Source organism: Enterococcus xiangfangensis (assembly GCF_005405365.1).
Classification (GTDB): Bacteria; Bacillota; Bacilli; order Lactobacillales; family Enterococcaceae; genus Enterococcus_A; species Enterococcus_A xiangfangensis.
In genome coordinates this window covers 208,410-232,355 of the sequence record NZ_BJDX01000002.1, presented here as the reverse complement: position 1 = coordinate 232,355, position 23,946 = coordinate 208,410, and the positions used below count along the sequence as shown (strand labels likewise).

Annotated in this window: 27 protein-coding genes; 8 read left to right on the top strand and 19 right to left on the bottom strand. The window is 36.6% G+C overall.

Going from position 1 to position 23,946, the window contains the following annotated elements; translation table 11 throughout:
- Nucleotides 1-244: 244 nt before the first annotated feature.
- Genes FFM68_RS03285 through FFM68_RS03270 form a run of 4 tightly spaced genes read right to left on the bottom strand, consistent with a single transcriptional unit; the run spans nucleotide 245 to nucleotide 4,329 of the window.
- Nucleotides 245-1,021: an SDR family oxidoreductase gene (locus FFM68_RS03285; RefSeq protein WP_137618012.1), complete on the bottom strand. Its 777-nt coding sequence runs from the start codon at nucleotides 1,019-1,021 to the stop codon at nucleotides 245-247.
- A 46-nt stretch (nucleotides 1,022-1,067) separates the two neighbouring features.
- Nucleotides 1,068-1,994 carry an electron transfer flavoprotein subunit alpha/FixB family protein gene (locus FFM68_RS03280; RefSeq protein ID WP_137618011.1) on the bottom strand — a complete coding sequence of 309 codons (927 nt, stop codon included), beginning with the start codon at nucleotides 1,992-1,994 and terminating at the stop codon, nucleotides 1,068-1,070.
- Nucleotides 1,987-2,781, bottom strand: coding sequence for an electron transfer flavoprotein subunit beta/FixA family protein (locus FFM68_RS03275; RefSeq protein ID WP_137618010.1), 795 nt, complete (start codon nucleotides 2,779-2,781; stop codon nucleotides 1,987-1,989). The genes FFM68_RS03280 and FFM68_RS03275 overlap by 8 nt, the downstream gene beginning before the upstream one ends.
- A gap of 60 nt (nucleotides 2,782-2,841) precedes the next feature.
- The gene (locus tag FFM68_RS03270) at nucleotides 2,842-4,329 is read right to left on the bottom strand and encodes an FAD-binding oxidoreductase (protein ID WP_137618009.1); all 1,488 of its coding nucleotides are present in this window, start codon (nucleotides 4,327-4,329) and stop codon (nucleotides 2,842-2,844) included.
- A 238-nt stretch (nucleotides 4,330-4,567) separates the two neighbouring features.
- Here FFM68_RS03270 and FFM68_RS03265 point away from each other — a divergent pair, with 238 nt between their 5' ends.
- Nucleotides 4,568-5,266: a MurR/RpiR family transcriptional regulator gene (locus FFM68_RS03265; RefSeq protein ID WP_137618008.1), complete on the top strand. Its 699-nt coding sequence runs from the start codon at nucleotides 4,568-4,570 to the stop codon at nucleotides 5,264-5,266.
- 28 nt (nucleotides 5,267-5,294) lie between these two features.
- Here FFM68_RS03265 and FFM68_RS03260 read toward each other — a convergent pair whose 3' ends face one another.
- The 6 genes from FFM68_RS03260 to FFM68_RS03235 form a co-directional block, all read right to left on the bottom strand.
- Nucleotides 5,295-5,912, bottom strand: a complete 618-nt coding sequence (locus FFM68_RS03260) for an ABC transporter permease (RefSeq protein WP_137618007.1) — start codon at nucleotides 5,910-5,912, stop codon at nucleotides 5,295-5,297.
- A complete protein-coding gene (locus tag FFM68_RS03255; protein ID WP_137618006.1) occupies nucleotides 5,912-6,820 on the bottom strand; it encodes an osmoprotectant ABC transporter substrate-binding protein in 909 nt (302 codons plus the stop codon). Before FFM68_RS03255 ends, FFM68_RS03260 begins: the two co-directional genes overlap by 1 nt.
- A 4-nt stretch (nucleotides 6,821-6,824) precedes the next feature.
- Nucleotides 6,825-7,445: an ABC transporter permease gene (locus tag FFM68_RS03250; protein WP_137618005.1), complete on the bottom strand. Its 621-nt coding sequence runs from the start codon at nucleotides 7,443-7,445 to the stop codon at nucleotides 6,825-6,827.
- A gap of 11 nt (nucleotides 7,446-7,456) precedes the next feature.
- Nucleotides 7,457-8,578: an ABC transporter ATP-binding protein gene (locus FFM68_RS03245; protein WP_137618004.1), complete on the bottom strand. Its 1,122-nt coding sequence runs from the start codon at nucleotides 8,576-8,578 to the stop codon at nucleotides 7,457-7,459.
- Nucleotides 8,579-8,644: 66 nt separating this feature from the next.
- On the bottom strand, nucleotides 8,645-9,421 hold the full coding sequence (locus FFM68_RS03240; protein ID WP_137618003.1) for an SDR family oxidoreductase: 777 nt from the start codon (nucleotides 9,419-9,421) through the stop codon (nucleotides 8,645-8,647).
- A 106-nt stretch (nucleotides 9,422-9,527) separates the two neighbouring features.
- Nucleotides 9,528-10,070 carry a glycerol-3-phosphate responsive antiterminator gene (locus FFM68_RS03235; protein WP_239585059.1) on the bottom strand — a complete coding sequence of 181 codons (543 nt, stop codon included), beginning with the start codon at nucleotides 10,068-10,070 and terminating at the stop codon, nucleotides 9,528-9,530.
- A 449-nt stretch (nucleotides 10,071-10,519) separates the two neighbouring features.
- On the opposite strand from FFM68_RS03235, the gene FFM68_RS03230 reads away from it, so the two are divergent.
- Nucleotides 10,520-11,776, top strand: coding sequence for an MFS transporter (locus tag FFM68_RS03230; protein ID WP_137618001.1), 1,257 nt, complete (start codon nucleotides 10,520-10,522; stop codon nucleotides 11,774-11,776).
- A 36-nt stretch (nucleotides 11,777-11,812) separates the two neighbouring features.
- On the opposite strand, the gene FFM68_RS03225 is transcribed toward FFM68_RS03230, so the two are convergent.
- Nucleotides 11,813-12,220: a pyridoxamine 5'-phosphate oxidase family protein gene (locus FFM68_RS03225; protein WP_137618000.1), complete on the bottom strand. Its 408-nt coding sequence runs from the start codon at nucleotides 12,218-12,220 to the stop codon at nucleotides 11,813-11,815.
- 196 nt (nucleotides 12,221-12,416) lie between these two features.
- Between FFM68_RS03225 and FFM68_RS03220 the strand changes: the two genes are divergently transcribed.
- Nucleotides 12,417-12,737 carry a hypothetical protein gene (locus FFM68_RS03220; RefSeq protein ID WP_137617999.1) on the top strand — a complete coding sequence of 107 codons (321 nt, stop codon included), beginning with the start codon at nucleotides 12,417-12,419 and terminating at the stop codon, nucleotides 12,735-12,737.
- Nucleotides 12,738-12,762: 25 nt separating this feature from the next.
- Here FFM68_RS03220 and FFM68_RS03215 read toward each other — a convergent pair whose 3' ends face one another.
- The gene (locus FFM68_RS03215) at nucleotides 12,763-13,200 is read right to left on the bottom strand and encodes a universal stress protein (protein WP_137617998.1); all 438 of its coding nucleotides are present in this window, start codon (nucleotides 13,198-13,200) and stop codon (nucleotides 12,763-12,765) included.
- A gap of 215 nt (nucleotides 13,201-13,415) precedes the next feature.
- On the opposite strand from FFM68_RS03215, the gene FFM68_RS03210 reads away from it, so the two are divergent.
- Nucleotides 13,416-13,787: a hypothetical protein gene (locus tag FFM68_RS03210; protein WP_137617997.1), complete on the top strand. Its 372-nt coding sequence runs from the start codon at nucleotides 13,416-13,418 to the stop codon at nucleotides 13,785-13,787.
- A gap of 503 nt (nucleotides 13,788-14,290) precedes the next feature.
- Nucleotides 14,291-14,545 (top strand): DUF5960 family protein, encoded by a 255-nt coding sequence (locus FFM68_RS03205; RefSeq protein WP_137617996.1) that lies wholly within the window; start codon nucleotides 14,291-14,293, stop codon nucleotides 14,543-14,545.
- Nucleotides 14,546-14,659: 114 nt separating this feature from the next.
- Here the strand turns inward: FFM68_RS03205 and FFM68_RS03200 are convergent, their stop codons facing one another.
- The 3 genes from FFM68_RS03200 to FFM68_RS03190 all read right to left on the bottom strand — a co-directional run bounded on the left by FFM68_RS03200 (nucleotide 14,660) and on the right by FFM68_RS03190 (nucleotide 17,298).
- Nucleotides 14,660-15,085: a universal stress protein gene (locus FFM68_RS03200; RefSeq protein ID WP_137617995.1), complete on the bottom strand. Its 426-nt coding sequence runs from the start codon at nucleotides 15,083-15,085 to the stop codon at nucleotides 14,660-14,662.
- A gap of 440 nt (nucleotides 15,086-15,525) precedes the next feature.
- Nucleotides 15,526-16,281: a MerR family transcriptional regulator gene (locus FFM68_RS03195; protein ID WP_137617994.1), complete on the bottom strand. Its 756-nt coding sequence runs from the start codon at nucleotides 16,279-16,281 to the stop codon at nucleotides 15,526-15,528.
- 288 nt (nucleotides 16,282-16,569) lie between these two features.
- Complete coding sequence (locus tag FFM68_RS03190) at nucleotides 16,570-17,298, bottom strand: C39 family peptidase (RefSeq protein WP_137617993.1); 729 nt, start codon at nucleotides 17,296-17,298, stop codon at nucleotides 16,570-16,572.
- A 260-nt stretch (nucleotides 17,299-17,558) separates the two neighbouring features.
- On the opposite strand from FFM68_RS03190, the gene FFM68_RS13075 reads away from it, so the two are divergent.
- A complete protein-coding gene (locus FFM68_RS13075; protein ID WP_167483442.1) occupies nucleotides 17,559-17,708 on the top strand; it encodes a hypothetical protein in 150 nt (49 codons plus the stop codon).
- Nucleotides 17,709-17,944: 236 nt separating this feature from the next.
- Here the strand turns inward: FFM68_RS13075 and FFM68_RS03185 are convergent, their stop codons facing one another.
- Nucleotides 17,945-18,373, bottom strand: a complete 429-nt coding sequence (locus FFM68_RS03185; protein WP_137617992.1) for a universal stress protein — start codon at nucleotides 18,371-18,373, stop codon at nucleotides 17,945-17,947.
- Nucleotides 18,374-18,477: 104 nt separating this feature from the next.
- Nucleotides 18,478-18,909, bottom strand: coding sequence for a universal stress protein (locus FFM68_RS03180; RefSeq protein ID WP_137617991.1), 432 nt, complete (start codon nucleotides 18,907-18,909; stop codon nucleotides 18,478-18,480).
- A 475-nt stretch (nucleotides 18,910-19,384) separates the two neighbouring features.
- Between FFM68_RS03180 and FFM68_RS03175 the strand changes: the two genes are divergently transcribed.
- Nucleotides 19,385-19,600: a hypothetical protein gene (locus tag FFM68_RS03175; protein ID WP_137617990.1), complete on the top strand. Its 216-nt coding sequence runs from the start codon at nucleotides 19,385-19,387 to the stop codon at nucleotides 19,598-19,600.
- Nucleotides 19,601-19,747: 147 nt separating this feature from the next.
- Here FFM68_RS03175 and FFM68_RS03170 read toward each other — a convergent pair whose 3' ends face one another.
- Nucleotides 19,748-20,506 carry a hypothetical protein gene (locus tag FFM68_RS03170; protein ID WP_137617989.1) on the bottom strand — a complete coding sequence of 253 codons (759 nt, stop codon included), beginning with the start codon at nucleotides 20,504-20,506 and terminating at the stop codon, nucleotides 19,748-19,750.
- Nucleotides 20,507-20,609: 103 nt separating this feature from the next.
- Nucleotides 20,610-21,815 carry an LPXTG cell wall anchor domain-containing protein gene (locus FFM68_RS03165; protein ID WP_167483441.1) on the bottom strand — a complete coding sequence of 402 codons (1,206 nt, stop codon included), beginning with the start codon at nucleotides 21,813-21,815 and terminating at the stop codon, nucleotides 20,610-20,612.
- Between the two features lie 540 nt (nucleotides 21,816-22,355).
- Here FFM68_RS03165 and FFM68_RS03160 point away from each other — a divergent pair.
- Nucleotides 22,356-23,873, top strand: coding sequence for a helix-turn-helix domain-containing protein (locus FFM68_RS03160; protein WP_137617988.1), 1,518 nt, complete (start codon nucleotides 22,356-22,358; stop codon nucleotides 23,871-23,873).
- The last annotated feature ends 73 nt before the right edge of the window (nucleotides 23,874-23,946 follow it).

Here is a 23,946-nt window from a genome sequence, read left to right as displayed (position 1 = left end):
TTTTTTCAGAGATGGTTCGATTTTCAACAATATAAATCTTTTTTCACATTAGTGAAAGATCTTTTAGTTAGAAAGTTATTCTTAAAGACAGATGAAAAAGATTTGAACTGTTGTTATAGATAATCAACCATTCATCCGAACAACTTATACAACTGCTTAATTTAAATAGACTTTAGCTTAATATTATAATTAGATTGATAAAAAGACCGAGAACTTATTAGTCTCAGTCTTTAAAATAGGTAAACTATCGCACTAAGAATCCACCATCAACAGCTAAAATATGGCCATTAACAAAATGTGAAGCTTCCGATGCTAAGAAAGCTGTTGCTCCCATTAAATCTGCAACATCTCCCCAACGTCCTTCAGGTGTATGGTCTACGATCCATTTACCACGTTCTGGATCTTCGATGGATGCTTTTGCTGCACGAGTTTTGAAGTATCCTGGTGCAATTCCATTTACTTGGATGTTGTATTGTGCTAGTTCATCACAGTAAGCTTTTGTCAAACCTGCTAGACCATGCTTAGATGCCGCATATGCAGGAGCCCATTGACCACCCAAGAAAGAAAATAGTGAACAGATATTGATAATTTTTCCGCTTTTTTGTGGAATCATGACTTTTGCAGCCTCATGACTCATCTCAAATGCTGCCGTTAAGTTGATATCGATTGTTGGATCCCATTTGTCACGACCATAGCTCACAACATCATCGATAGGACAGATTCCTGCACAGTTTACTAAAATATCTACTGACCCAAGTTCTGCGACACATCTTTCAATAATTTCTTGACAAACACCATCTTTAGTAATATCTGCTTCCATATATACAGTTTTAGCACCGCGTTCTTGCAGCACTGCATTAAATTCTGGATCATCTGGCATAATCGATGGCATAAAAATGTTTGCACCAGCCTCAGCTAAAGCCAATGAGAATGCTTGTCCTAATCCTGTATTTCCACCAGTAATGATAGCGTTCTTCCCTTTGATATAAAACATATCCATTTTAAAGTCTTTGATTTCCATTTTTCTACCTTCTTTTCCTTTATTCTTATTTTTTATCCATTCTGGACTATTCCTGTAATCTAGCTCTTAACTTTTCCGCAAATATTGTTGCATCTCCATGTACAACAAGATTCGCTAAGTAATTCATCGGCGCACCAAGATCTGTATTCACCGAGATAATTTCTTTGACATTTTTTAACCCTTCAATGTGCTGAGTCGAGCCATAAATCCCCAATGCGATATAAAGACTGGGACTCACTGTTTTTCCAGATTGTCCGACTTGAATCTCCCGTGGTGCTTTTTTACAATCCACTAGTCGTTTGGAAACTGCTACGATACCGTTTAATTTCTCAGCTAATACCTTTAGTTCATCAATCGGTTTAGTGAATCCCCCACCAGCAGAAACAAGTACATCTGCCTCGCGGATATCTATTGTATCTTGTTCATTTTCCAAAATATCTAGCACTTCAATTGTTGACGCTTTCAATTCTGTTGGTATAAAATTAATAATTTCCGGTTCGCTTGTTAATTCATCAGCATGAAATACATTTGGATGTACACTAGCCATAATTGGACTTGATTCACATACAATCTTCGCCATAATATTTCCTGAAAAGGCTGGCCTAATTAATTTTCTGCCTCGCTTGTCGACTTCAACGTCAGTGATATCAGCCACTAATCCTACTTCGAGCCGCATTGCCAACCGTGGAGCTATCATCCGACCAAAATCTGTCGCCAAAATAATGATACTATCAAATTGATATTTTTTATGAACTTGTTCAATGATATCAGTAAATATGCGGCTATCTTTTTGTTGATTCATTGGTATATTGACGCGAATCATCGCATCAAGCCCTTTAACTTCCCCAGACAAGTTAATTCCTAACCCATAAACATAAGCTACTTCATCACCAGCCAACCGATGAATCAATTCAATCAAGTTTAGCGAATACTCGACAGAATCGTTATCTATCAGAATGAGTGCTTTAAACATCTAAGTACCCCTTTTCTTTTAGAAATCGAATTACTTCGTTTATTCCTTCATCATCGACTCCTACTACTTTGTGTTCTACCTGCTCTCTTTTGACTACCACATTTTTTCTCACCTTAGTTGGTGAGCCTTTGCCGCCAATTTGTGTTGGCAACAGTTGCAAAGTGTCATTCGTTACCAGTGAAAATTGGTCATCTACATTTTTCTCGATATTTTCATAACGTACAAATCCTAAACGTAAATTCATTTGGTGAGTCACACTTAATACACAAGGATTCTGAATCTTCAAACGATATGTTTTCTTCTCCTGCAAAGCCTCAACAATTGAAAACGCTTGATTCACTTCATTGATAGTAATGACATTAGAGAATTGATTTAGTCCCAATGATTCCGCAATCTGAGGACCAATGTGCCCCGTTCCGCCATCTAAAGTGTGTGTCCCTGTGAGTATTACATCGTAGTCCTTTGAAGCTAGAAATTTAGAAATGATACGAGCCGTCACTAATGAGTCACTGCCAGCAAAACGTCGATCACTTATTAACGTTGCACAATCAGCTCCTAGACGAACGAAATCTTTCAACGGTTCCTCCAGTTTTTCTGGTCCCATCGAGACAACTTCAACATAAGTGGAAGAGTCCTGTTTCTTTTGCGCCATAGCCCAAGCTACTGCATTTTTATCATCTGGATTCAAAATCAGACGAGAAGCATTACGATTAATTTTGTCTGTTTTGTAATCGTATTCAAATTTTTCCGTATCAGGAACATATTTGACTAAACAAATGATTCTCATACTGACCCTTCCTATCATTTCATTTAAGGGCGATTTTTCGCCCTTAAATGAATCAATTACTTATTTTTGATACTTCAATCCTTCTTGAACTGGGTAGATATTACCAAAGCTCATTACACCTTTAGGGTCAAAGGTTTCTTTCAAGCTTTCTAGCATATAGTAGGCTGATTGATGTTCTTCTTTAGTCCACTCATTACGATATTTTCCAATCCCATGATGATGGCACATCGAACCGCCTAATTTTAGTGTTTCTTCAACGATAATTGCTTGAATTGGATGATGATAGATTTTCATTTCATCTTCAGGTTCACAATTAATATTGTAGTTATAAACAAAGTACATATTAGTTCCATTCAAATAACTATGCGAAGAGTGTCCACCCAGCATCGTTAGATCATCAGCACGCGGAAATTCATTTCGGATACGATCAATGACATTATTATAAATCTTTGTAATTGTTTCCCAGTCTGCCGAAACTTCCGTTGTATAGCCATCATGTTTATCGTTATTGATCATCCCTTGAATTTCATCTTCAATAGTCTGTTGCGTCCAATTTAATTGATTAAACCAATTTTCGATCAGCTGTGAATCTACTTGTTTGAAGACGCCTTCTTTAAATTTCTCAACAGCTTCTTCAATTCCTTTACCAGTTGCTTCCACAATGCCTTTTGGTCCTTCTGCCATAAAGATTAAAACACATTTATCTTCATAAAAATGATAGAAATGTTGGCGAGCATCTTCGGGTGAATATGTCCGAGCAACTGATGGACGGTAACCGTTTACCATGACTTCACGAAGAACCTTCACACCGTCTTCTACACTGTTGACTAGATAGCCATAGAATTTATTGTTATCTGGATAGTATTTAAAGATTTTCACTGTTACTTCAGTGATATAGCATAAGGTTCCCTCATTTCCAATAACGATGTGGCGAATATCTGGACCGCCAGCACGACGAGAAATATTCTTAATACGTGAAATGTGACCATTAGGAAAGACACATTCAAGTCCTACCACCATGTCTTCGATTCCACCATATAAAGTCGAAAATTGTCCGATTGAACGAGTTGCGACTAACCCGCCATATTGTGCAATCGGTTTTGATTGTGGTGAATGTCCAGTTGTGTAGCCAATTTTTCTTAATTCATCTTCTAAAGCTTGCAATGGCACGCCTGCTTGAACAGTTGCTTGCATATTGTATGGATCAATCTTCAAAATTTTATTCATATGAGAGCCATCAATCACTAATGCTAACTCTTTCCAGTTTTCTAAGCCGCCTTCAGTTGCCGTTTTTCCGCTTCGAGGAATAACATTGATATCATTTTCATTACAATACATCAGCAAATCTTTGACTTCTTTTGTATTGTTGGGATAAACAACAGCAGTCGGCATTGGATTATCCAATACACGTTTTGCTTTCATATATTTACGATAGCGGTCGGAAGATGCATCATACAATGTTTCATAATCTGTTATTACTTGTTCTTCAGAAACAATGTTCTTTACGTCTTTGATAATTGCTTCTTTAACTAATGTGTCAGAATTCATTCAATTAACTCCATTCATCTTTTTTAAAAGCGCTTTCCATGGATTTAGTATAATGATATGAAGATGTTTTTACATTAAAATTTAATTAGATTTTCTGCTTTTTTTTATATTTTTGATATATTATGGAAAATTTTCCATATTTTACTTGCTTTTTAGATTATGCTCATGCTATTTTTGATTCACGATATAAGAAATCATCCAAAGATTTCTATATGAAAAATAAAAGGAAGTGTCTCGTGTGAAAATACAACTGGATCGGATGAATGATCTTGAAATAAGAATACATAATCATTTGGCCGAGGAAAGCCAAAACAAACCCAACTTAACGATTACTGAGGCAGCAAAATTGACAGGGGTTTCGCCTTCAAAAATTTCTAAATTGGTCAAAAAAATAGGATTTTCAGGTTATAAAGAATATTTTCGCTTCTTAACTGGTAAAGAGTTAGTCAAACAGAAGAAAATAAATAGTGAATTTGCTCGTATCCAAAACTTTATGGATAATTTTGATGACTCCTCAGTTGACTACCTTGCGAGCCTTATCCAAAAATCGGAGAAAATTTTACTATTTGGTTACGGCCCGACAAATGTTTGTATGGAGTACTTTGAATATAAGCTCAACTTTACCTTAAACAAGAACGTCATTCGGGTAGGTCATCCATCATTAATTCCTAATTTACTGACTGAGGATTCTCTATTACTAATTTTTTCAGTTTCTGGAAAGTTTGCCAACTTTAATCCATTACTTGAAGAAGCTAAAGAACATCACGCTAAATCATTGCTAGTAATGGAAGAACTAAATACAGACTTAGCACTTGATACTAGTGAAATTATTTTCCTAACTAAGTTCCACCAGAATGAACAGTTAAGATCGCATGAAAAGACCCGTACAATCTTCATGATCTACATCGAAGAAGTTATCCGAAAACTGACAAAATAAGACCTCCGCGTATTTCGGAGGTCTTATTCTATTTCATAATCCAGTCAAACAGCCAGTCCATCATTATAGCAATAAAAGCACACAAAACTGCACCTACAACAATGATTGGTCCTCCATCTGTAATCGCGATTCCTCGCAAAATCACGTCGCCGACACCACCTGCCCCAATAAACGAGCCGATTGTCGTAATCCCCACGGAAATTACTAATGCATTACGCACACCTGCTAAAATCACGGGCAATGCCAATGGAATCTTGATCATGTATAAAATTTGATAACGATTCATGCCGATCCCTTTAGCACTGTCAATATACATTGGATCGACAGTAACTAAACCGACATAGGTATTTTTAACAATTGGCAATAAAGAATACAAGACAACTGTCACCACAACTGTATTTTGCCCTAACCCCATCAAGATCAAGAGCATCGTCAACATAGCAATCGATGGGATCGTTTGGATCACATTGATAATCCCAATCACAATATTGGACAGTTTTGGCTGTTCAGATAAAAGAATTCCTAAAGGAAAACCAATCAAAAAGGTCAGCATAACACCAATCACAGAGATATAAATATGAACACCAAATTGTGTGACTAAATACGAAGAATTCTCACTTAAATACTGTACTAAATGATCAAACATCAGCTGCCCTCCTCAAAAAAGTTATGCTTCTCTAAAAAACGTTGAGCGACAATCTTCGGCTCAATCAATTCATTATCTGACTCATAATTTAACTGCTGCATCGTTTCTGTATCGATTGTCCCTTGTAACTTCAACAAGATCGGTTTTAGTTCTGGATATTTCTTCAACGTTGCATCCGAGACAACTACGCTACAAGTATATGGTGGAAAGAAATGGAGATCATCTTCCAGCATCACGAGGTTGTAGCTACCCACACGACCATCTGTCGAATACCCTAAGATAACATCGAGTTCATTTGCGACTAAGGCATCATAGAGTAGACCAACCTGCATCGGATAGACCCGTTGAAATTTTGTTTTATAAGCCTCAGTATACCCTTTATAACCATCGCCTTCTCGTTTATACCAAGTTTGATCCGAGCCTAATCGCATTTTTCCTGCATATTTTTGCAGATCACTAACTTTCTTCAATCCATATTTATTAGCTGTTTCTTGAGTCACCATAAACGTAAATTGGTTGGAAAAACCATAACTGGGAAACCACTCAAAGCCAAAACGTCGGTCAAACTCTCGTTGTACAATAGCCAATGCTTTATTCGGATCTTTTTCTGTTGGCAAACCCAAAGTCCCAATTAAGTCTGTTCCAGTATAACGAGTTGGTGCAACATTTAAATCCCCTCGTACCATTGCCTCATGCATTAAATTCGCAGAGCCTAGGTTGTTCAGGTAAACAATGTTTTTATCTGTCGAATGTTTCAATAATTCCACTACAATATTGCCTAAAATTTGTGATTCCGAAGTTACTCCGCCTGCTACTGTGATAGTGTCATCTTTAGTCGAAAAATTCTGAATAATAAAACTTCCAAAAAGCAAGGCCATTACTACTAAAAGAACAGTTCTCTTTTTCATCGGCTCACCCTCTATCCGTCGTTAGTTTTTGTTCTAACTGCTTCAACAATGCATCTGAAACCAATGCTAAAAGCGTGATTGGGATCGTTCCGATCAATACCAGATCCATCCGGTAGAGATTTAAACCATTAAAAATATAATCCCCTAAACCACCAGCTCCAATATAAGACGCTAAGGTCGTCCAAGAAATAACGTAGACCGTCGAAACGCGAATCCCCGCCATGATAATTCCCATCGCTAAAGGTAGTTCGATTTGCAATAAACGTTGTATTTGTGACATTCCCATTCCTTTTGCAGCGTCTAAATAGATTGTATCTACCGATTTGATTCCAGTATAAGTATTTCGTAGAATAGGCAACAATGAATATAAAAATAAAGCGATAACCGCTGGGATTTTCCCAATTCCAAAAAAAGGAATCATGATGGAAAGTAACGCCAATGAGGGAACCGTTTGAAAAATACCAACAACTTTAATAATTGTTTCAGAACCTCTTTTTAAGCGTGTCAACAGAGCCCCTAAAGGAACTGCTACAACAATACCTAAAAAAATTGCCAAAAAGGACAAATAAAAGTGTTCCCAGAATTTCAATAAAATTTCAGTGCCATATTCAGACAAAAAATCCATATCATCATCTCCTACTGTAGCTGCTTCTGGACTAGTGAAACCAATGAAGAACGGGTGACAATTCCTACAAGATGTTCTTCATTATCCACTACTGGCAAATATTTAAAGATATGATTGATTAGCGGTTCGATTACATCTGCTACACGATCATTTTCATTGACGCTGGCCGTATCAGTTTCCATAATTTCAAAAACGGATGAGGTCGGTTTTAGCTTAGAAATATTGTGCTCGATAAAATTGATATCGACAAATCCTTTTAAACAATTTTGATCGTCTACTACTAGTAAAGTATCGACTTTTTTTTCAGACATCTGCCGAATGGCTTCTGTAATTGATTTACTGATTGAAATTGCTTCGACCCTGTCTACCATCAAATCAGAAACAGTCATTCCATTATTGTAATAGCTATTACGTTTACGTTTACCAATCAACTCCTCAACAAAACTATTGACTGGGTGTTCTAAAATTGTAGTAACATCTGCGTACTGCATAATCTCTCCGTGATCCATGATGATAATCTTATCAGCTAATTTGATTGCTTCATCCATGTCATGAGTCACAAAGACAATTGTTTTGCGCATCTCTTGTTGCAGTCCTTTGATCATTACTTGCAATGCGTCTCGAGTGATAGGATCTAAAGCACCAAACGGCTCATCCATTAATATAATATCCTGACTAGCCGCCAAAGCACGGATGACTCCGATCCGTTGCTGTTGTCCGCCGGAAAGGTTTTTCGGCTTACGTTCTAAATAATCTAAGGGCAGTTCGACTCGTTGGATCAAACGTTCAGCAATCCCGGCTTTTTTTTCCTCACTCCATTTCAGCAACTTAGGTACAATCATGATATTTTCTCTGATTGTCATATGAGGAAATAAACCGACATTTTGAATTACATAACCAATTTTCCGCCGTAGTTCATCCTCATTCAACTTTGTGACGTCTTGTCCGTTGATCTTGATGCTACCATTCGAAGGTTCTATCATCCGATTGATCATCCGTAATAAAGTAGTTTTTCCGCTCCCGCTTGTTCCAATAACACAAATAAACTGATTATCATCAATTGTTAAATCAAATGGTTGGACTGCAATCGAATCCTCGCCGTACCTTTTTTCTACTTGTTCAAATTCAATCATAAATGATTCCTCCATCCATTATGTAATATGTCACAACAAGAACTCACCCGCCGTGACAAATCAAAACTATCGTACTAAGTAACCCCCATCTACCGGTAAAACATGTCCATTAACAAAATTCGAAGCAGGGCTTGCTAAAAAAATTAATGTACCCATCAAATCTGATAACTCACCCCAGCGTTTAGCTGGTGTATGAGTCAAAACTTGTTGATTAATCACAGGATTCTCTTGATCTCTTATTGTCATATCAGTCATCAAGTACCCCGGAGCAATCCCGTTGACTTGGATACCATAAGTTGCCAATTCATCACAATATGCTTTGGTTAGTCCAACTAATCCGTGTTTAGCCGCTGCATTTGCTGGAGATTGTTGCCCTCCTAGATATGAAAATAGTGAACAAATATTAATAATCTTGCCGCTTTTTTGCGGAATCATTACTTTCGCGGCTTCATGAGCCATCTCGAAGGCTGCCGTCAAGTTCAACTGGACCATTGGATTCCATTTTGAACGATCAAACTGAAGTACCTCATCTGAAAGATGCATACCCGCACAATTAACCAAAATGTCTACTCCACCAAAAACTTCCACACAATACTCCACTACTTGCTTAGAAACATTTTCTTCTGTTAAATCAACTTCCATAAAGACATAGCATGATCCAGTTTCTTCAATAATTTTTTGTGTCGTTCCATCATCATCAATCAGACTTGGAACAAGTATATTCGCTCCGCTTTTTGCTAAGGCCAACGAAAGTGCTCGTCCGATTCCCGTATTTCCCCCAGTCACAATGGCAGTTTGCCCTCTTAACGAAAACAAATCCATACTAAATTCTGTAATTTCCATTTATTTCCTCCCACTTATTAAAATAATTCATAATAAAAAAGCGGACACCAAATAAGTGGTGTCCGCTTTTCTCTGTCCTCTTAGCAACAACTACCGGTTTTTTATTCTATATTTCCCAAACATCCATGTTTGTTGATGAAATAGCTACTGCACCTGCCTGCAGAGCAGTCATCACTAATTCCTTGTCGCAAACTAAACCGCTTGCTATAATTGGAACATCCACAACATCTTGTACCCAAGATAACACTTTTGGCATCGCTCCTGGCAAAACTTCTACTACGTCTGCTTTTGATGTTCCCAATTGCTTCGGTAAATTGTGGTAAGACTTAGAGTCAATCAGGAAAAAGCGATGAACCGTAAATAATCCCCGAGTTTTTGCCGCTCGTAATAAAATCGATTTTGAACTGATAATGCCATCTGTTCTTGTCGCCCGTTTTAAATACTCGACAGCTGTCTCTTTCGCTGCTAACCCATCAATCAGGTCCACATCTACCATTACAATCTTCCCAGCATCTTTTAATTGATCAACAATGTCCACGATACTGCAAACATCTCCATACAAAACAAAGATTATATCACTTTCACAAGTCAGGGCTTTCTCAAAACTACGCTTGCTATTAATAGCCGCAATTAGTGGATTGTCCTCCATCATTTGTATAATTTTTTTTTTCATTATTATCCTTATCCCTACAAGTAATTTAATACGCTTTCATTTCGTTGTATCTCACAAACTTTCATAACAATTTACAAAAAAGAAGAATACGTTGTTTTAAAATAATAAGTAAATTTATCGCAACCTTATCAGGGGCGACTCCTGTATTTCCATAGTCTAAGTGAAAATATCTTTTTCGTCAATCACACCTAAGAGAAAAAATATAATTATCTGTTAAATTATCGAGATTTTACGCACTTTTCCCCAGACAATTATCAATTGATACTATTTGTTGAAAACATTTAGCATTCAAAAAAGAGTTGACATCGCTTTCATGAAATTCTATACTTTGGATGTTACTAGAGACCAGAGAGAAGTAACGCTTATTTAAGCGTTGCTTCTTTTTTGTTTTTTTCCAGAACAATTCACAAACAGGAGGACGTTATATGAACAAGCAAGCAGTTAAAAAATGGGGAACATTGTTGCTATTATCAGCCGGCGCTGGTATTATCTTTCAGCTTCCTTACATTAGGGAAACCTTTTATGTTCCAATCCAGCATGCAATGGATTTAACTAATGCACAGATGGGGATGCTTTCATCAGGTTACGCTACAATGGCAACTTTTTCTTACTTTATTGGTGGGATTGTAGCAGATAAATTCTCAGCTCGAAAGTTACTGACCTTTTCATTCTTAATCACCGGTGTATTAGGATTTTGGTTTTCGACTTTCCCCAGTTTTCAAATCAGTCGTTTAATTTTCATTTTAATGGGGATATCGACAATCATTACTTACTGGTCTGCAGCCATTAAAGCAACTCGGATGTTAGGTGATAGTTCCGAACAAGGCCGTTTGTTTGGTTGGCAAGAAGGATTACGCGGATTATTGAATGCATTGTTAGTATTTGGTATGACCGCTGTATACAGTCGTTTTTCAAATGAAATACTAGGTACAACTTGGGCTATTCGAGTCTGCGCAATCGCTGTTTTCATTATTGGTATTTTAAATTGGTTTGTTATTGAAGACACAGCTGCAGAAACACACACAGAACCAATCTCTAAAGTTGTGATTGGGATGTTTAAAACATTGAGACTGCCCCGTACATGGGTATTAGTTGCTATTGTATTTTTTGCTTACAGCATTTATGGAATTCTAGGGTATATTAATACTTATGCTATCAGTGTTTATGGTTTATCTGTGGCCGGTGGAACGACTCTTGGTGGGATACGTTACCTAGTGCAGGCGGCCGGTGGAATTATCGGTGGGATCATTGCTGATAAAATGGGATCACGTTTGCGTGTGATTATTGGAGGAGCTGCCTTACTGACACTATGTTTCGCTGGATTTCTAGTATTGCCTGTCGGTGCAGGTCTTTTAACAGCAGTAATAGCAAACTTTATCTTCGGACTATTCTTTATTTATGTAGTCCGCAGTCAATACTTTGCTATCATTGACGATGCCGGTTTCCCCGTTGAAATGACTGGTCGGGTTTCTGGAATTGTTTCATGTCTTGGTTATTTACCAGACGTATTCATGTACACGATGATTGGTGGCTGGTTAGATGCTAATCCTGGTAAAGCAGGCTTTAATATGATGTTCATCTATGCTATCGTAATGGGAATTGGCTGCATCATCTTCTCATGGATACTTGCAAAAATTATCAAAAAAGCCAAGGTAGCTCCAACTGCGGTTGAAGTTGATTAAAACAAAAACATCCCTCCAATTGAAGGGATGTTTTTTTTATTTTTCTGGTATGTCCAAAAATTCGCTTTGCATTTTTTTGTAATGTTTGACACTCAATGTCTCAAAAACGGCGATCATCGGATTCTTGTAATTTAACTCTTTTTGGAATTCATTCAGTTGAGCAGCTAGCTTTTTGTACTCTACTAATTCTTCAGTGAATAAATAGCCTTTCAAGGAGATGCTTTCATGTTGAGCTTCGTCAAAACAAAAGAGACTGCCTGTGCGATTATGGCGAATATTTTCTGCGGTCCGTCCATCACCATTGATATAAAATTTAAAATAGTAGAAGCCATTTCGTTCAAGTGGTGGTGAAACAGCAATCACATGCGGAAATCCGCGATTATCGATCGTAGTCAGCATAAAAGTATCGGCGTTAGCCAACAAGGTCTCCATATTCTTATCCATTTAAAAAACCTCCTAAACGTTCATCTTTTTTCCGATCCATAAAACAACTCAAACTACCTTTATTTCTTCTCTTTTTACCTTATCATCTTTAACTCAAAAAAGCCGTTTAGACGAACTGAATCCTCAAAAAATGATTATTTTTACTTTTTTTCTAAATAAAAACTGCTATGATAAAGAAAAGAAAGGACTGAACAAAATGTTTGAACCAACTAAAACTCGTCGAAGCGATGTTCCGTTTAGCCTTGTTCCTGAACACATGCAGCAGGAAATTTGGCATATGATCTTCATGCGGCCAATCAAAGGTCTGAATCTTACTTCTCCGCAACGCTTTCATTTTTTTAAAAATAAAATAGCTCATACATTAAGTATCGTCTATTCTCAAAGTGAGCCGTATTTTTCTGATGGGATTACCGCACCGTATGTTCAAGACTATGAAGAAGTAGAATTTCCTCGAGTCATGTATGTTTATGATGTTGGAAATGAATTGATCATGACACTTGACGAAAAAAACGTCTGACTCTGACGGGTAGACGTTTTTTTGCTTATTTTACTACCATGACGTTACATGGTGCTTGATTCACGACATAAGCAGTAGTCGATCCGACTAACAGCAACGATAATGCGCCTAATCCGGTGGAGCCCATGACGATCAGATCTGTTTCTAATTCCTTCGCTAATTCGACAATTTCCCGCTTAGGATTGCCAGCGAGAATTTGTGAAGTTAAATGAACCGCTTGTTCTTCAGCCATCCGATGCTGCTCTAATTCTGCGATGCTCTGCTGAGCTTTTTCGCGGGCTTCCTGCATCAGTGGAAGCGAATTTCCTCCGGTTGTTCCGCTGAAACTAGCCGTATCAATAACTGTTGCTAAGGTCAATTTTCCCTTATTTCTTTTCGCGATATTAATTGCTTCATCAAATGCTTTTTTTGATTTTGCTGAACCATCCACAGCAACTAGAATATTTTTATATTCATCAACCATTTTTGCCGCCCCCTTGACTCATAGTTTATCATTCTCCCCTGCTTACTAAAAATAAAAATAACTGTTTCTCCTCATTTTTTTACTTTTCGAATAGTTAAAACTGCCTTAAGGAAGACAAGAAAAATTGTTCTTTTTGTGTCTAGATGCTAAACTTCTTTCAACTAACTAACCAAACTATTTTTGATACAATTTGAACGAATAAAGGAGCTTTCGTGATGAATAAAACGCAACAGAAAAAAGTCCATCTCATTATCCACAGTGCATCTGCTGCCGCGGCCGTTGTAGGTGCCGGAATGGCTCAATTACCTTTTCCAGATGCAACTGTTCTACTACCGATCCAAACCGCGATGGTGATTGCTTTAGGTAAGGTCTTTCATATCAAATTGGAAGAAGGCACAGCAAAGGCATTAGCTACTCAATTTTTAGCTCAAAAAGCAGGACAGCTGACTGCTCGCTTCTTAGTTGGAAAACTTCCAGTTGCTGGTAATGTCATCAATGGTTCCACTGCTGCGGCGATCACCGAAAGTTATGGCTGGATCATCGCCAAAGAATTTTCAGAAGACTATGCTAAAAAAGGCAAAGCATAATCTTTTTTTAATTAGCCGTAATCAGCTTTAAAAATAATTTGGACTCGATTATACTATCCTTGTGGGTGAACTTGGTGTTTTACTCGTTCAATGAAGTAGTCCGCATTTAAGACAGAGGTGTTGGTTCGATTCCAACCATCCACGCTCTAATCTGATACATTTGCGCGATTTAAGTTGTGTTCTTAGCCTTTACTTCCTTCTTAGATTGCGTTAGCATTTTTACTGGAACAAATTTCTCTACTAGAGACAATAAAAAGGATTTTTATGAAAAAATTTTATCAGTGGCTTTATCGCCAACCAAAACATGTCGTCATTCGGATAATCTTTGGAGCCTGTCTGCTTTTTTGGCTCACTGTCTACTTTATTTTGACAAGATAATCTCAAAGAAACTTCTATTTTTCAGATAGAAGTTTCTTTTTTTTACGTAGTTTATTTAACAAGGGATTCAATTGCAACTTTACTTTTCGAACAAATGTTCGTATACTATTATTGAGGTGATGACCATGTCTATGATTAGTCCAGATTCTGTTGAAATTTTTTATCGAACATATGATTCCTTAGTAAAAGATTCGCTTCCGTTAGCACTATTTTTGAATCAAATCACTACTAAGATGGATGCTGAAAATCGTGATTATTTTGTTATTCCTGCCAAAAAGACCGGCCGAAAAAAAGATATCTGTTTTCAGTTTGAACGTAAAGAAGATGAACTCGTTTTCAAAGGGATTCATACACGAAAAAAATCAACAATACTTGAATAAGCTCACTAATTAATGAAGAGCCATTCGATTGAGACTTAAAAATAAAAAAATAGTACTGCTTTAAATAAATTAAGAGACTGTGATAACACAGCCTCTTCCTACATTTTTAAAAAATTATCGAACAACCATCACGTTACAAAGAGCATTATTGACTACATAAGCTGTCGTTGAACCTAAGAGCAAACGTGAAAAGGTTCCTGTACCGGTTGCGCCCATCAAAATCAAGTCGATTCCTTGTTCTTCAGCATAAGTGACAATCTCAGCTTTAGGATTTCCTTCATTCATGACTGAGGTATAAGCAATATCTTCTGGAATCGATTTTTCTAACGATTCGATTACAGCACTTGATGCTTTGTGCATCTCTTTTATAACATGATCTACAGCATAAGGTTCAGCACCCAAGCGATTGGTATCTGATACCATCAAAATATACAAATGTGCATGGTTCCTGCGAGTAACTTCGATTGCTTCTTGAAATGCGCGACGTGCCTGGTCAGATGAATCTACTGCGACAAGTATCTTTTGGTACGATTCTTTCATAATAAAGCCCCCCTTTTCTCCATTGTATCGAATCAAAGATACTTTTGTACAGTAATTATAAAGCGCTTTCTAGTTATTTTTTTCATTAAACGAAGGATGTCCAAAAAAAGCCTTACATGCCAAGAGATTTAACAAATCAATCTGCTAATTGAATGCGACTTACAATTCTGATTTTTTAATCCTAATTTGATAATTCTTTTATGATTTTTGATTTTTTTGACTGACATTAAAAAAGCTCTGCTGTTTGTTGAGAAAGTAACTATAAGTTTCTCTAACAGAAATTAAATTAGACAATTAGTGACTTTATTCTGCCGTGTAAGAAACTGTTTTTTAATATAAAAAAGCCGTGATCTATCACGACTTCTTAATTGTAGATAATTAGTATTTGTGCAGTTTTTTTGAATCCTATTTTACTCAGCGACTCTACTACTGATTCAGCATTATGCATAGTATTGAATAATTTGATAGAGCGCTTCAGTAGCACCTTGACCACTTTTATCGTCATAATAATGTGTGAAGCGTTCATCTGCTAGATACATTTCACTTAGCCCTTTGTGTGCCTCGCCAGAATATTCTTTCCAGCTAAATTGCAGCCAAGACTTATGCAAAGAATAGATTTCTTCTGCTAGTTCACTAGGGAGTTCTTCTGACTCAAGATACTGAGTGAGTTTCTTAATCAGTGTTCTTTCAGTTTCTTGTAACTTTTGATAATCGGATTCACTCATATTTTGCCAGCGCTGGTTTGACTCTTCCACTGCTGCTTCTCCATATTTTTCACGAATCTCTTGACCATAATTTTCTTCGTTTTCTGCTAGCTTTTCTTGTTTGAACGCTTCAAATTTTTCTTTATTTGTCATCTTAATCTCTCCTTTATAGTAACGCAAAGTATTATCAAGGACTTGCAGCAAGTGATCCAACTCTTGGCGTTTTTGTTCTAGTTGGTTTCTTTGTTGAAGCAACGTCTCTTGAATTTTTTCGTCAGGCCGATCAATCAGTTCTTTGATTGTTTTTAACGGGAGTTCCATTGAACGGTATAATAAAATTTGTTGCAGTCGATCGACTTCTTTTTCGGTATACATCCGGTAGCCTGCTTCACTTAAAAAAGCGGGCTTCAATAATGAACGTTCATCATAAAATCGCAACGTTCGTGGGCTGACACCTGAAATTTCCGCCATTTGTTTAATTGTATAATTCATCTTATCCCCTCTTACAGCCAGTTTTATTTGCTCCAAATGAAGCCTTTTACTGCATCCTTCATCAATCTAGCGCAATCATTGATGAAACAATTTTTCACTTACTGATCCGTACTATTTTACTAGTTCTACCTGACAAGAAATATCTTACACCTTGACGTAACGTGAAGGTCAAGACAAAACAGACGACATTTTTTTCAAAAGTATTTTTTATTTATTTAGTGCTTCATTCCCAATGATTTATCTGATCGACAGAAAAAACACTTCGAATTCATTCGAAACGTCAAATAGTTAGTCTATTTTTTCTAAATAAAGTGATTGCCGATCCATTTGATCATAAATTTTTTCAAGATCAGTCCAAGAAACTTTACGGTTGTGATAGCCGTGTGGATCATTCACGTACACGATTTTTTTTGAACGATCAAAACCCGTGATGACTGCCGAATGAATCAGTGCCGTGACACGCATAGTTCCTTGATCCGTCTCCCATTGCATAAAATCATGCTTTGTCGGTACTTGAAAATCTACTGTCGCTATAATCCAGACTGGTGTACCGTTAGCAATAACCTTTATCATTTCGTTAAAGGATAGCTTTTTGCTTGCGACGACTCGATAGTCCTCGTTCACATATTTTTTTGCTAATTTTGCGATTGGTTCAACAGCAACGCCCATCGTACCATCTCCACCGGTAATTTCTCCTACAAAACCTAAATGGGGATTTCCATGCTTGCCTGATGCGGTGTATAGTGGTTGATAATCCAACTCAGCAGCCAATTTATTTTTATTGATATCATAGTCGTAATAGCGCAACAGCATTGACAATGCAGTAACCTCACAACCATTGCCTAGTGCCTCACCGGAAAATTGATTTTCTAATGGTACATCCAACATTATTTTTTCTTTTGGCTGCGGCTGCTCGATCACTTTGACGATCTCAGCGACTTCATTTTTTTCTTTACTTAAATAAATAGCCCCGACAGCTCCTACCAGAAGAATCATTAAAAGAATAACTCTTTTCATACCATCACCTATCACTTAGCATTTGTTAAAAATTATACGATTATCCAAGATTTCAATAAAGAAAACGAGTTGATTTTCGGATTTTTACTTTTTTAATGCTTTTAAAGAACAATCATTAAGCAATTGATAAATAACAGTTGATATAAACCGTTTACAAACTTTTTGTTAGTAGAATTTCAAATTCTATGTTATATTTATAAGTGGAATTTCGTTATCAACGTAATAGTTGCCTTTCGTCATATTAAGAAAGGAGAATGATTATGACATTCGATAACACAAACATGCAATACCGTGTCACACTGGATACTGATTTGAATCTTTTTATTGTTTTTGACAAGAACGATCAAAAACGTGTAGCAACTGGCGTAACGATTGAAAAAGCGGTACAAGAATTGCAAAAAACGAATTAGGAGTGACTTCCCAATGAAAGACGCGAATTTGCGTTAAAAGCACCTGCTGTGAATCCACGGTAGGTGCCTTTTTTATTTATAATTACTATTTCAATGAGTTGCTTGTCAGCAAATAAGAAAAGGAATTGTGGCAAAAAAATTGTCACAACTCCTTTTTCCGAATAAGTAGTGTTCCAATTGCTTCAGAAATAAACTGAAATTTCTTGAAGCTGTCTTGGATCGCTTTCTCTTATTTTTTATCTTACGACCATTACGTTGCATGGTGCATGATTTACAATATATCCGCTTGTAGAACCGACTAGTAACCGTTGGAAACGTCCTTTTCCGGTTGCACCGACATAGATCAAATCGATATTATATTTTTCCGGTAATTCTTCCGTCAGTGCTTTTTTAGGATTACCGACATATTGAACAGTTTCCATGTTTTGATAATGTCCTCGCTCAGCCAACTTTTCTAAATATTGTTTTGTGCGTTGAGACTCTTCTGCTAAAATTTCATTCATTGGTTGTGCACTGTTTACTAGAATGCTGGAATCATCAATTATTTGAACCACATACAATTTTGCTTCGTTCCGTCTGGCTGCACCGATTGCTTCAAAAAATGCCCCTTCTGACTGATCTGAACCATCAACAGCAACCATAATATTTTTATATTTACTACTCATAATCTTTACCTCCTATTCCATACTTTTTATAATTGATCTTTTACCGGTCAATTTAAATGACTAAATTTTTCAACTACTTCCATAAAATGAACTGGCTAACCCGCTCAGCGAATGACGGTCACACTACAAGGTGCATGGTTCACGACATAGGCTGCAGTTGAACCAATTTGTGCTAATCGGATCTCTCCTTTACCTGTAGCCCCAAGAAAAATCAAGTCGATCTCATTGTCTTTAGCAAATTCAATGATTCTTTCTTTTGGGCTGCCTAGCTCAACAAAAGGCTCCACATTGTCTAATTCTTTGCTCGTTGCATCATGAATTTTTTTCAATAATTCTTTTTCCACCTGTTCTTTTTCCGCTGCATAGATCTTGCTAAATGAAAAAGCGCTAGTAGAAAGCTCGCTGTCATTAATAATTGAAATAACATTCAATTTAGCATCATCACGCTTAGCCGCCTCAACGGCTTCGTCAAAAGCTTGTTCAGAGTGTTTTGATCCATCAACTGCCACTAAAATATTTTTGTGTCTGCTAACCATTGGAACCGCCTCCTTTATTAAATTATAAAGGAAAACTAGCAATCTGTGAAACGAAACCAACTTTTCAATCGCTGACAAGGGCGGATTATCTTATAGAATACCCCTTTTTTCAATAACAAAATTTGTCAGAAAGGGCTCTTAAAAAAGATTTCTCCAAAATCATACAATTCTTTCTTTGAAAGATTTCAACTAATTAAGTGATGTGCCGTTCATTATTTGAAATTATTTTACTTGTCGCTGAGCATTTTTCTTGTAACTCATTAGACTATCCGTTAAAGTTACAGTAGTTCATTTGTTTATTCGAGTTCCTTCCCAGGACTCCAGCCGTCGTTGCCCTACGACGGCTTTTTTGAGCGCTAAATTCCTATGAATATGGCTTTTTCTACTTGTCCATTCTCATTTATTATAAAATTTATTTACTGCTCTTTTCTATGGTACACTAGGTCTATGAACAAGTGTAATTGGAGGAAAAAGTATGTATAAAATTAGTTTAAAAAATATTCTTACCGGTAAAGAAGAACGAGCATTAGACCTTGCCTTGATTCCCTCTGTAGGTGACACGCTGCAACTAAGACAACCCGATAAATTTTTCTTAGTACACGGCGTTACTCATATCGTTGAAGCTGACACGACCCATTTTGAGATTTTCGTTGAGTCAATCGATCGCACGTATTGGATGAATGAGATCTAAAAAAGTTGATACTATTTGGCACAAGTTACTCAATTTGAGCGCTTGTGCCAAATTTTTTTTCTTTGTAACCGATCTTTAAGAAACCAAAACGAAAAATTCCAACAAAAAAAGCGATGACAGCTTTTTTTGTTGGAATTTTTGCTTGTTTTATTGTTCATACGGACTTAGATCAACGATTGTTCGTAAAAGTTTTTTAGCCGCTTGATCAATTTCTGCTTGGCTGGTTTCTTTTTTTCGATAGATCTCCATTGCCTCTGCTTTTGCGAGCATCAGCTTTCCCCATGAATAAGGCGAATATTCTAATTCAATTAAATCGCTAGAATAATTATAGGCTTCAACCAACTGAGAACGGTCAATTTTAGTAATAGTTTGCTCTTTTTCCTTTCCAGCTAGATAAACTGCACCCATAAAATAATTATCAACAGTTTCAGCAATGTGAACGCCCACCGCGCTTTCTGTCGAATCGTCCTCCAATAAAAATCGAGGATCATTTTGCAAAAGGAGGCGAAATATTTCTCGACTACCATTTTGAATCAGCCATTTTAAACTATTGCTGGCTAAACTTGTAATAGCTTCCATCTGAATAAGCTTTTCTCTGGGGTAACCAAAATCGTATGGGGCATCCATTCCTTCTTCTCCATTAGGACGAGTGCTTGTCGGTGTCGTTAAGATCTCTTTTCCACGAAGATCAGCCCCTGCTTGGATATAAGAATCCCACTTATATTCCTCCAAGTGCTTGTCTTTTCGATAGTCATTGATGCGCGCATGCGTCTCTTGAGATATTTTTTGACTAACCCGTAAAAGAGTCTCTTCACTAACTAAATTTGTTAACACTTCTGAATTTATTTCAGTCAGCTCACCAGCATTCAGATCAAAAGCTGAACCTTTCTGATTCGTCCAATCCATGCTTTCGTTCTCCTCATTTAACCATTTTTTTCAAAAAATTACCTCCTTGCTTCGTTTTGCAAGGAGGTAATTTCTGCTACTCGATTACTATCAGCAAAAATTATTAAAATTCTTCTTTACGTGATTTCACCGCAACAACGCCGACTGCTGTAGTTGCAAGAATCATAGCTCCAAGAGCAACCATTCCAGTATTTGTTGTTTCACCAGTTTTTGGTAATGTTGCTTCGCTAGCTGCTGCCACTGTTTTAGCTTCAGTTTTAGCTTCTGCTTTAGCTGGAGCCGCTGTCGCAACTACTTTAGCTTCTGCCTTAGCTGGTGTTGCTGTTGCAACTACTTTAGTATCTTCTTTAGCTTTAGCTGGTGTTGTAACTACATCGTCTGCTGTTACTACAGTATTATCATAGAAATCATCTGCAGTAACGGATACGCCTGTGCCATTTTGAGCATAAGTGATTTCACGATCATTTGTTGTATCAGCATCTGTGTTATCGTAGAAGTCTTCTGCTTCTACAGATGTCCCAACACCGTTTTCTGAATAATTGAACTCACGATTGTTGTCTGTTGCTTCATCTGTATTGTCATAGGCATCTTTTTCTTCCACAAATTCGCCGATACCATTTTCTGAATAATACGTTTCAGTTGTTGATACGCCGTCACCATTTTTTGAATAAGTGAATTCGCGGTTGTTTGTTGCATCAGCGTCTGTGTTATCGTAGAAATCTTTTGCTTCTACAAAGTCACCGATACCATTTTCTGAATAATACGTTTCAGTTGTTGATACGCCGTCACCATTTTTTGAATAAGTGAATTCACGGTTGTTTGCTGCATCAGTATCTGTATTGTCGTAAGCATCTTTTTCTGCCACGATTACTCCAGCACCGTTTTCTGTATAATAATCTTCAGTTGTTGATACACCTTCACCATTTTGTGAATAAGTGATTTCACGATCATTTGCTGTATCAGTATCTGTATTGTCGTAAGCATCATTTTCTGCTACGGCTACCCCAGCACCGTTTTCTGTGTAATAATCTTCAGTTGTTGATACACCTTCACCATTTTGTGAATAAGTGATTTCACGATCATTTGCTGCATCAGTATCTGTGTTATCGTAAGCATTTTTTTGTTCTACGATTACTCCAGCACCATTTTCAGATGTAGTAATTTCATCAGCACTTGCTTGTGTTGCGCCTGCAACACCTAAAGTTACTAAAACAGTTGCTCCGAAAACCCAAGTTTTTTTGCTTTTCCACATTCTAAAACGTTTTGTTTCTTGTCCAGCAGAAAGAGCGCCAAAATGATTCTTTTTCATTTTCATTCCCCACTTCTTTTTTATAAATATCGTGTGTATCTTTACACAACACCCATTATAACTTAAAGCCAATAGTTATTTATGTTCAAAAACGCGTGTTCAAAAAGACATTTTTGAACATCTTATGGTTTGTATTTCTTATAAACTAATAATAGAAATAATTTACTCTAATTCTTCTTATTTACTATTGAAATATGAACAAGTTGCTCAGTTAGTTTACGTTCAAAAGTCGTCTAACTGAGTCCTATTCTCATTTACGCCGATCTTTTCTCGTTTAACTGGCTACGTTTTCTAAAAATGGTCTTTTGGTACGTGTCACTTAAGATTATCGCTTTAATAATAGCGTTTTCAATAACAATTTGTGAAAGATTGTACTATAATATAAATAGGATTTATCTTTGATATAAATAAACTTTATTTTTAGAATTAATTGTTAGCTTTATATCCCTTGGTATAAAGAGATGATTCTTTTTCAGCTATCATTTATCTTTTGACTATTTTTATAAACGGCAATCTTTCTTATAGGGAGGACTACTATTTATGATTTATCTAAGTAAATACAACCAATTAAAAATAGAAATAATTGAAATATTAAGTCAAATAAATCAAGAAATCTCCTATAATGATCTGCTTTCAAAACTTTCTAAGGGGGTGGGGATCCATTCACTGATCTCTTTGTGCAAAGAATTAGAAACAGATATCAGTAAGGTCTATCCGGAGAAAAACGTTTATCTTAAAATCAATTCTTCTTCGCTTCAACTGATTCGATATTCTTCAACACTGCTGTATTTATATGATGAAATCTTTTCTTCTGATCTCTCTTATAAAATTATCGAATCCCTTTTTTATAAGCGCTCATTCAATTCAGAAAAATTTTGTCATGAACAAGGCATCAGTTTGTCTACCTTACGTAGAAAAATCACGGATTTAAACAAATATTTAAGTCATTATCAGCTGCATATCAGTGTCTCAAGCCGCTTAACTTTGCAAAAAGAACCAGGTAGTAAAAATGGAGAAATTAGTGCGCGATTTTACCTATTTTCCTTTCTTTATAGTATCCATAGACAGATCCAAAATGTCCACTGGATTCAAGACAGCGATAAATTAAAGGAATTACGCAACCAAATTTTTACTTATTTAGGGATCTCCTATTCAGGTGTATCCAACGACACCATTCTTTTATGGTTATATGTCATTCAAGTATCTGCTCTAAACAAGCATACTTTAGATTTTACTAGTGAGGAACAACGTTTTATTGATGCCCTGGATCTTCCGCGAAAGCCGAATTTTTTAACTACTTGGACGGCCGAAGATTGGCGATTTCTCCTTGTCATTCTCCATTCCTTTGACAATCTAAAGTATCAACTGAATGATTCTCTGACCCTTCCTCCACAAGAAGAAGCGAAAAGCCAAGAAATAGAATCGACTTGGTTTGAAAACTTTGAAACAGCATTCCAAGTACTTTCGCTAGAACAGCGAACCTTGATTCATAAGTATTTCAAAAAGAAATATTTATTTCAACAATTCTTCCCTGTCAATGAAGTAACTACACAACAACTTACTTTTTTGGATATTTCTGATTTTCATAAGAATTATCCTTTATATTATCAAAAATTCCAGAAACTCTGGCAGAACTTTACACTCTCTATTACTAAAAAAGAGATCGATCTTTATTATTTTGAAGTGGAGGCAATATTGTTAAGCACGTATCTTTGTCCACCTGCTCACTGTTTGCCAAATTTCAAAATTTTTCTGCTCTCAGATTTGGGACACTTGTATGAATCTTATATTCATACACAGATCACTGATACCGTCAGAGGACTTGTGGACTTGACCTTTGTGGATAACCCGATTGATGCGGATTTGACAGTTAGTCTCATCCCTCCGCCAGCGTCTCTAGGCATCCCAAACAGCACTGTATTTTTGCTTAAAATGCTGCTTAACGAATGGGATCTAGCAAATTTATTTTTAAAAATCAAATCATTGATTGATACTCAGTATCCCCGCAAAGAAGATGATCGGCTGACTCCACAATTAGCTGAAAAAGAATGCCTTTAACTTTTTAGCCGTATAATTTTAAAAAAAAGTTTCACGAAAGCTGTATTTTCGTGAAACTTTTTTCTGTTTTACT

Excerpts from the sequence above, each read along its gene's own strand:
- FFM68_RS03240 (WP_137618003.1), bottom strand. The coding sequence starts at position 9,421 with ATGGAAATTACAGAATTTAGTATGGATTTGTTTTCGTTAAGAGGGCAA.
- FFM68_RS03220 (WP_137617999.1), top strand. The coding sequence starts at position 12,417 with ATGTTTGAACCAACTAAAACTCGTCGAAGCGATGTTCCGTTTAGCCTT.
- FFM68_RS03180 (WP_137617991.1), bottom strand. The coding sequence starts at position 18,909 with ATGGTTAGCAGACACAAAAATATTTTAGTGGCAGTTGATGGATCAAAA.
- FFM68_RS03250 (WP_137618005.1), bottom strand. The coding sequence starts at position 7,445 with ATGGATTTTTTGTCTGAATATGGCACTGAAATTTTATTGAAATTCTGG.
- FFM68_RS03175 (WP_137617990.1), top strand. The coding sequence starts at position 19,385 with ATGTATAAAATTAGTTTAAAAAATATTCTTACCGGTAAAGAAGAACGA.
- FFM68_RS03195 (WP_137617994.1), bottom strand. The coding sequence starts at position 16,281 with ATGAATTATACAATTAAACAAATGGCGGAAATTTCAGGTGTCAGCCCA.
- FFM68_RS03200 (WP_137617995.1), bottom strand. The coding sequence starts at position 15,085 with ATGAAAGAATCGTACCAAAAGATACTTGTCGCAGTAGATTCATCTGAC.
- FFM68_RS03215 (WP_137617998.1), bottom strand. The coding sequence starts at position 13,200 with ATGGTTGATGAATATAAAAATATTCTAGTTGCTGTGGATGGTTCAGCA.
- FFM68_RS03255 (WP_137618006.1), bottom strand. The coding sequence starts at position 6,820 with ATGAAAAAGAGAACTGTTCTTTTAGTAGTAATGGCCTTGCTTTTTGGA.
- FFM68_RS03225 (WP_137618000.1), bottom strand. The coding sequence starts at position 12,220 with ATGGATAAGAATATGGAGACCTTGTTGGCTAACGCCGATACTTTTATG.
- FFM68_RS03160 (WP_137617988.1), top strand. The coding sequence starts at position 22,356 with ATGATTTATCTAAGTAAATACAACCAATTAAAAATAGAAATAATTGAA.
- FFM68_RS03205 (WP_137617996.1), top strand. The coding sequence starts at position 14,291 with ATGTCTATGATTAGTCCAGATTCTGTTGAAATTTTTTATCGAACATAT.
- FFM68_RS03165 (WP_167483441.1), bottom strand. The coding sequence starts at position 21,815 with ATGAAAAAGAATCATTTTGGCGCTCTTTCTGCTGGACAAGAAACAAAA.
- FFM68_RS03185 (WP_137617992.1), bottom strand. The coding sequence starts at position 18,373 with ATGAGTAGTAAATATAAAAATATTATGGTTGCTGTTGATGGTTCAGAT.
- FFM68_RS03285 (WP_137618012.1), bottom strand. The coding sequence starts at position 1,021 with ATGGAAATCAAAGACTTTAAAATGGATATGTTTTATATCAAAGGGAAG.
- FFM68_RS03245 (WP_137618004.1), bottom strand. The coding sequence starts at position 8,578 with ATGATTGAATTTGAACAAGTAGAAAAAAGGTACGGCGAGGATTCGATT.
- FFM68_RS03230 (WP_137618001.1), top strand. The coding sequence starts at position 10,520 with ATGAACAAGCAAGCAGTTAAAAAATGGGGAACATTGTTGCTATTATCA.
- FFM68_RS03270 (WP_137618009.1), bottom strand. The coding sequence starts at position 4,329 with ATGAATTCTGACACATTAGTTAAAGAAGCAATTATCAAAGACGTAAAG.
- FFM68_RS03275 (WP_137618010.1), bottom strand. The coding sequence starts at position 2,781 with ATGAGAATCATTTGTTTAGTCAAATATGTTCCTGATACGGAAAAATTT.
- FFM68_RS03210 (WP_137617997.1), top strand. The coding sequence starts at position 13,416 with ATGAATAAAACGCAACAGAAAAAAGTCCATCTCATTATCCACAGTGCA.
- FFM68_RS03235 (WP_239585059.1), bottom strand. The coding sequence starts at position 10,070 with ATGGAGGACAATCCACTAATTGCGGCTATTAATAGCAAGCGTAGTTTT.
- FFM68_RS03170 (WP_137617989.1), bottom strand. The coding sequence starts at position 20,506 with ATGGATTGGACGAATCAGAAAGGTTCAGCTTTTGATCTGAATGCTGGT.
- FFM68_RS03280 (WP_137618011.1), bottom strand. The coding sequence starts at position 1,994 with ATGTTTAAAGCACTCATTCTGATAGATAACGATTCTGTCGAGTATTCG.
- FFM68_RS03260 (WP_137618007.1), bottom strand. The coding sequence starts at position 5,912 with ATGTTTGATCATTTAGTACAGTATTTAAGTGAGAATTCTTCGTATTTA.
- FFM68_RS03190 (WP_137617993.1), bottom strand. The coding sequence starts at position 17,298 with ATGAAAAGAGTTATTCTTTTAATGATTCTTCTGGTAGGAGCTGTCGGG.
- FFM68_RS13075 (WP_167483442.1), top strand. The coding sequence starts at position 17,559 with ATGACATTCGATAACACAAACATGCAATACCGTGTCACACTGGATACT.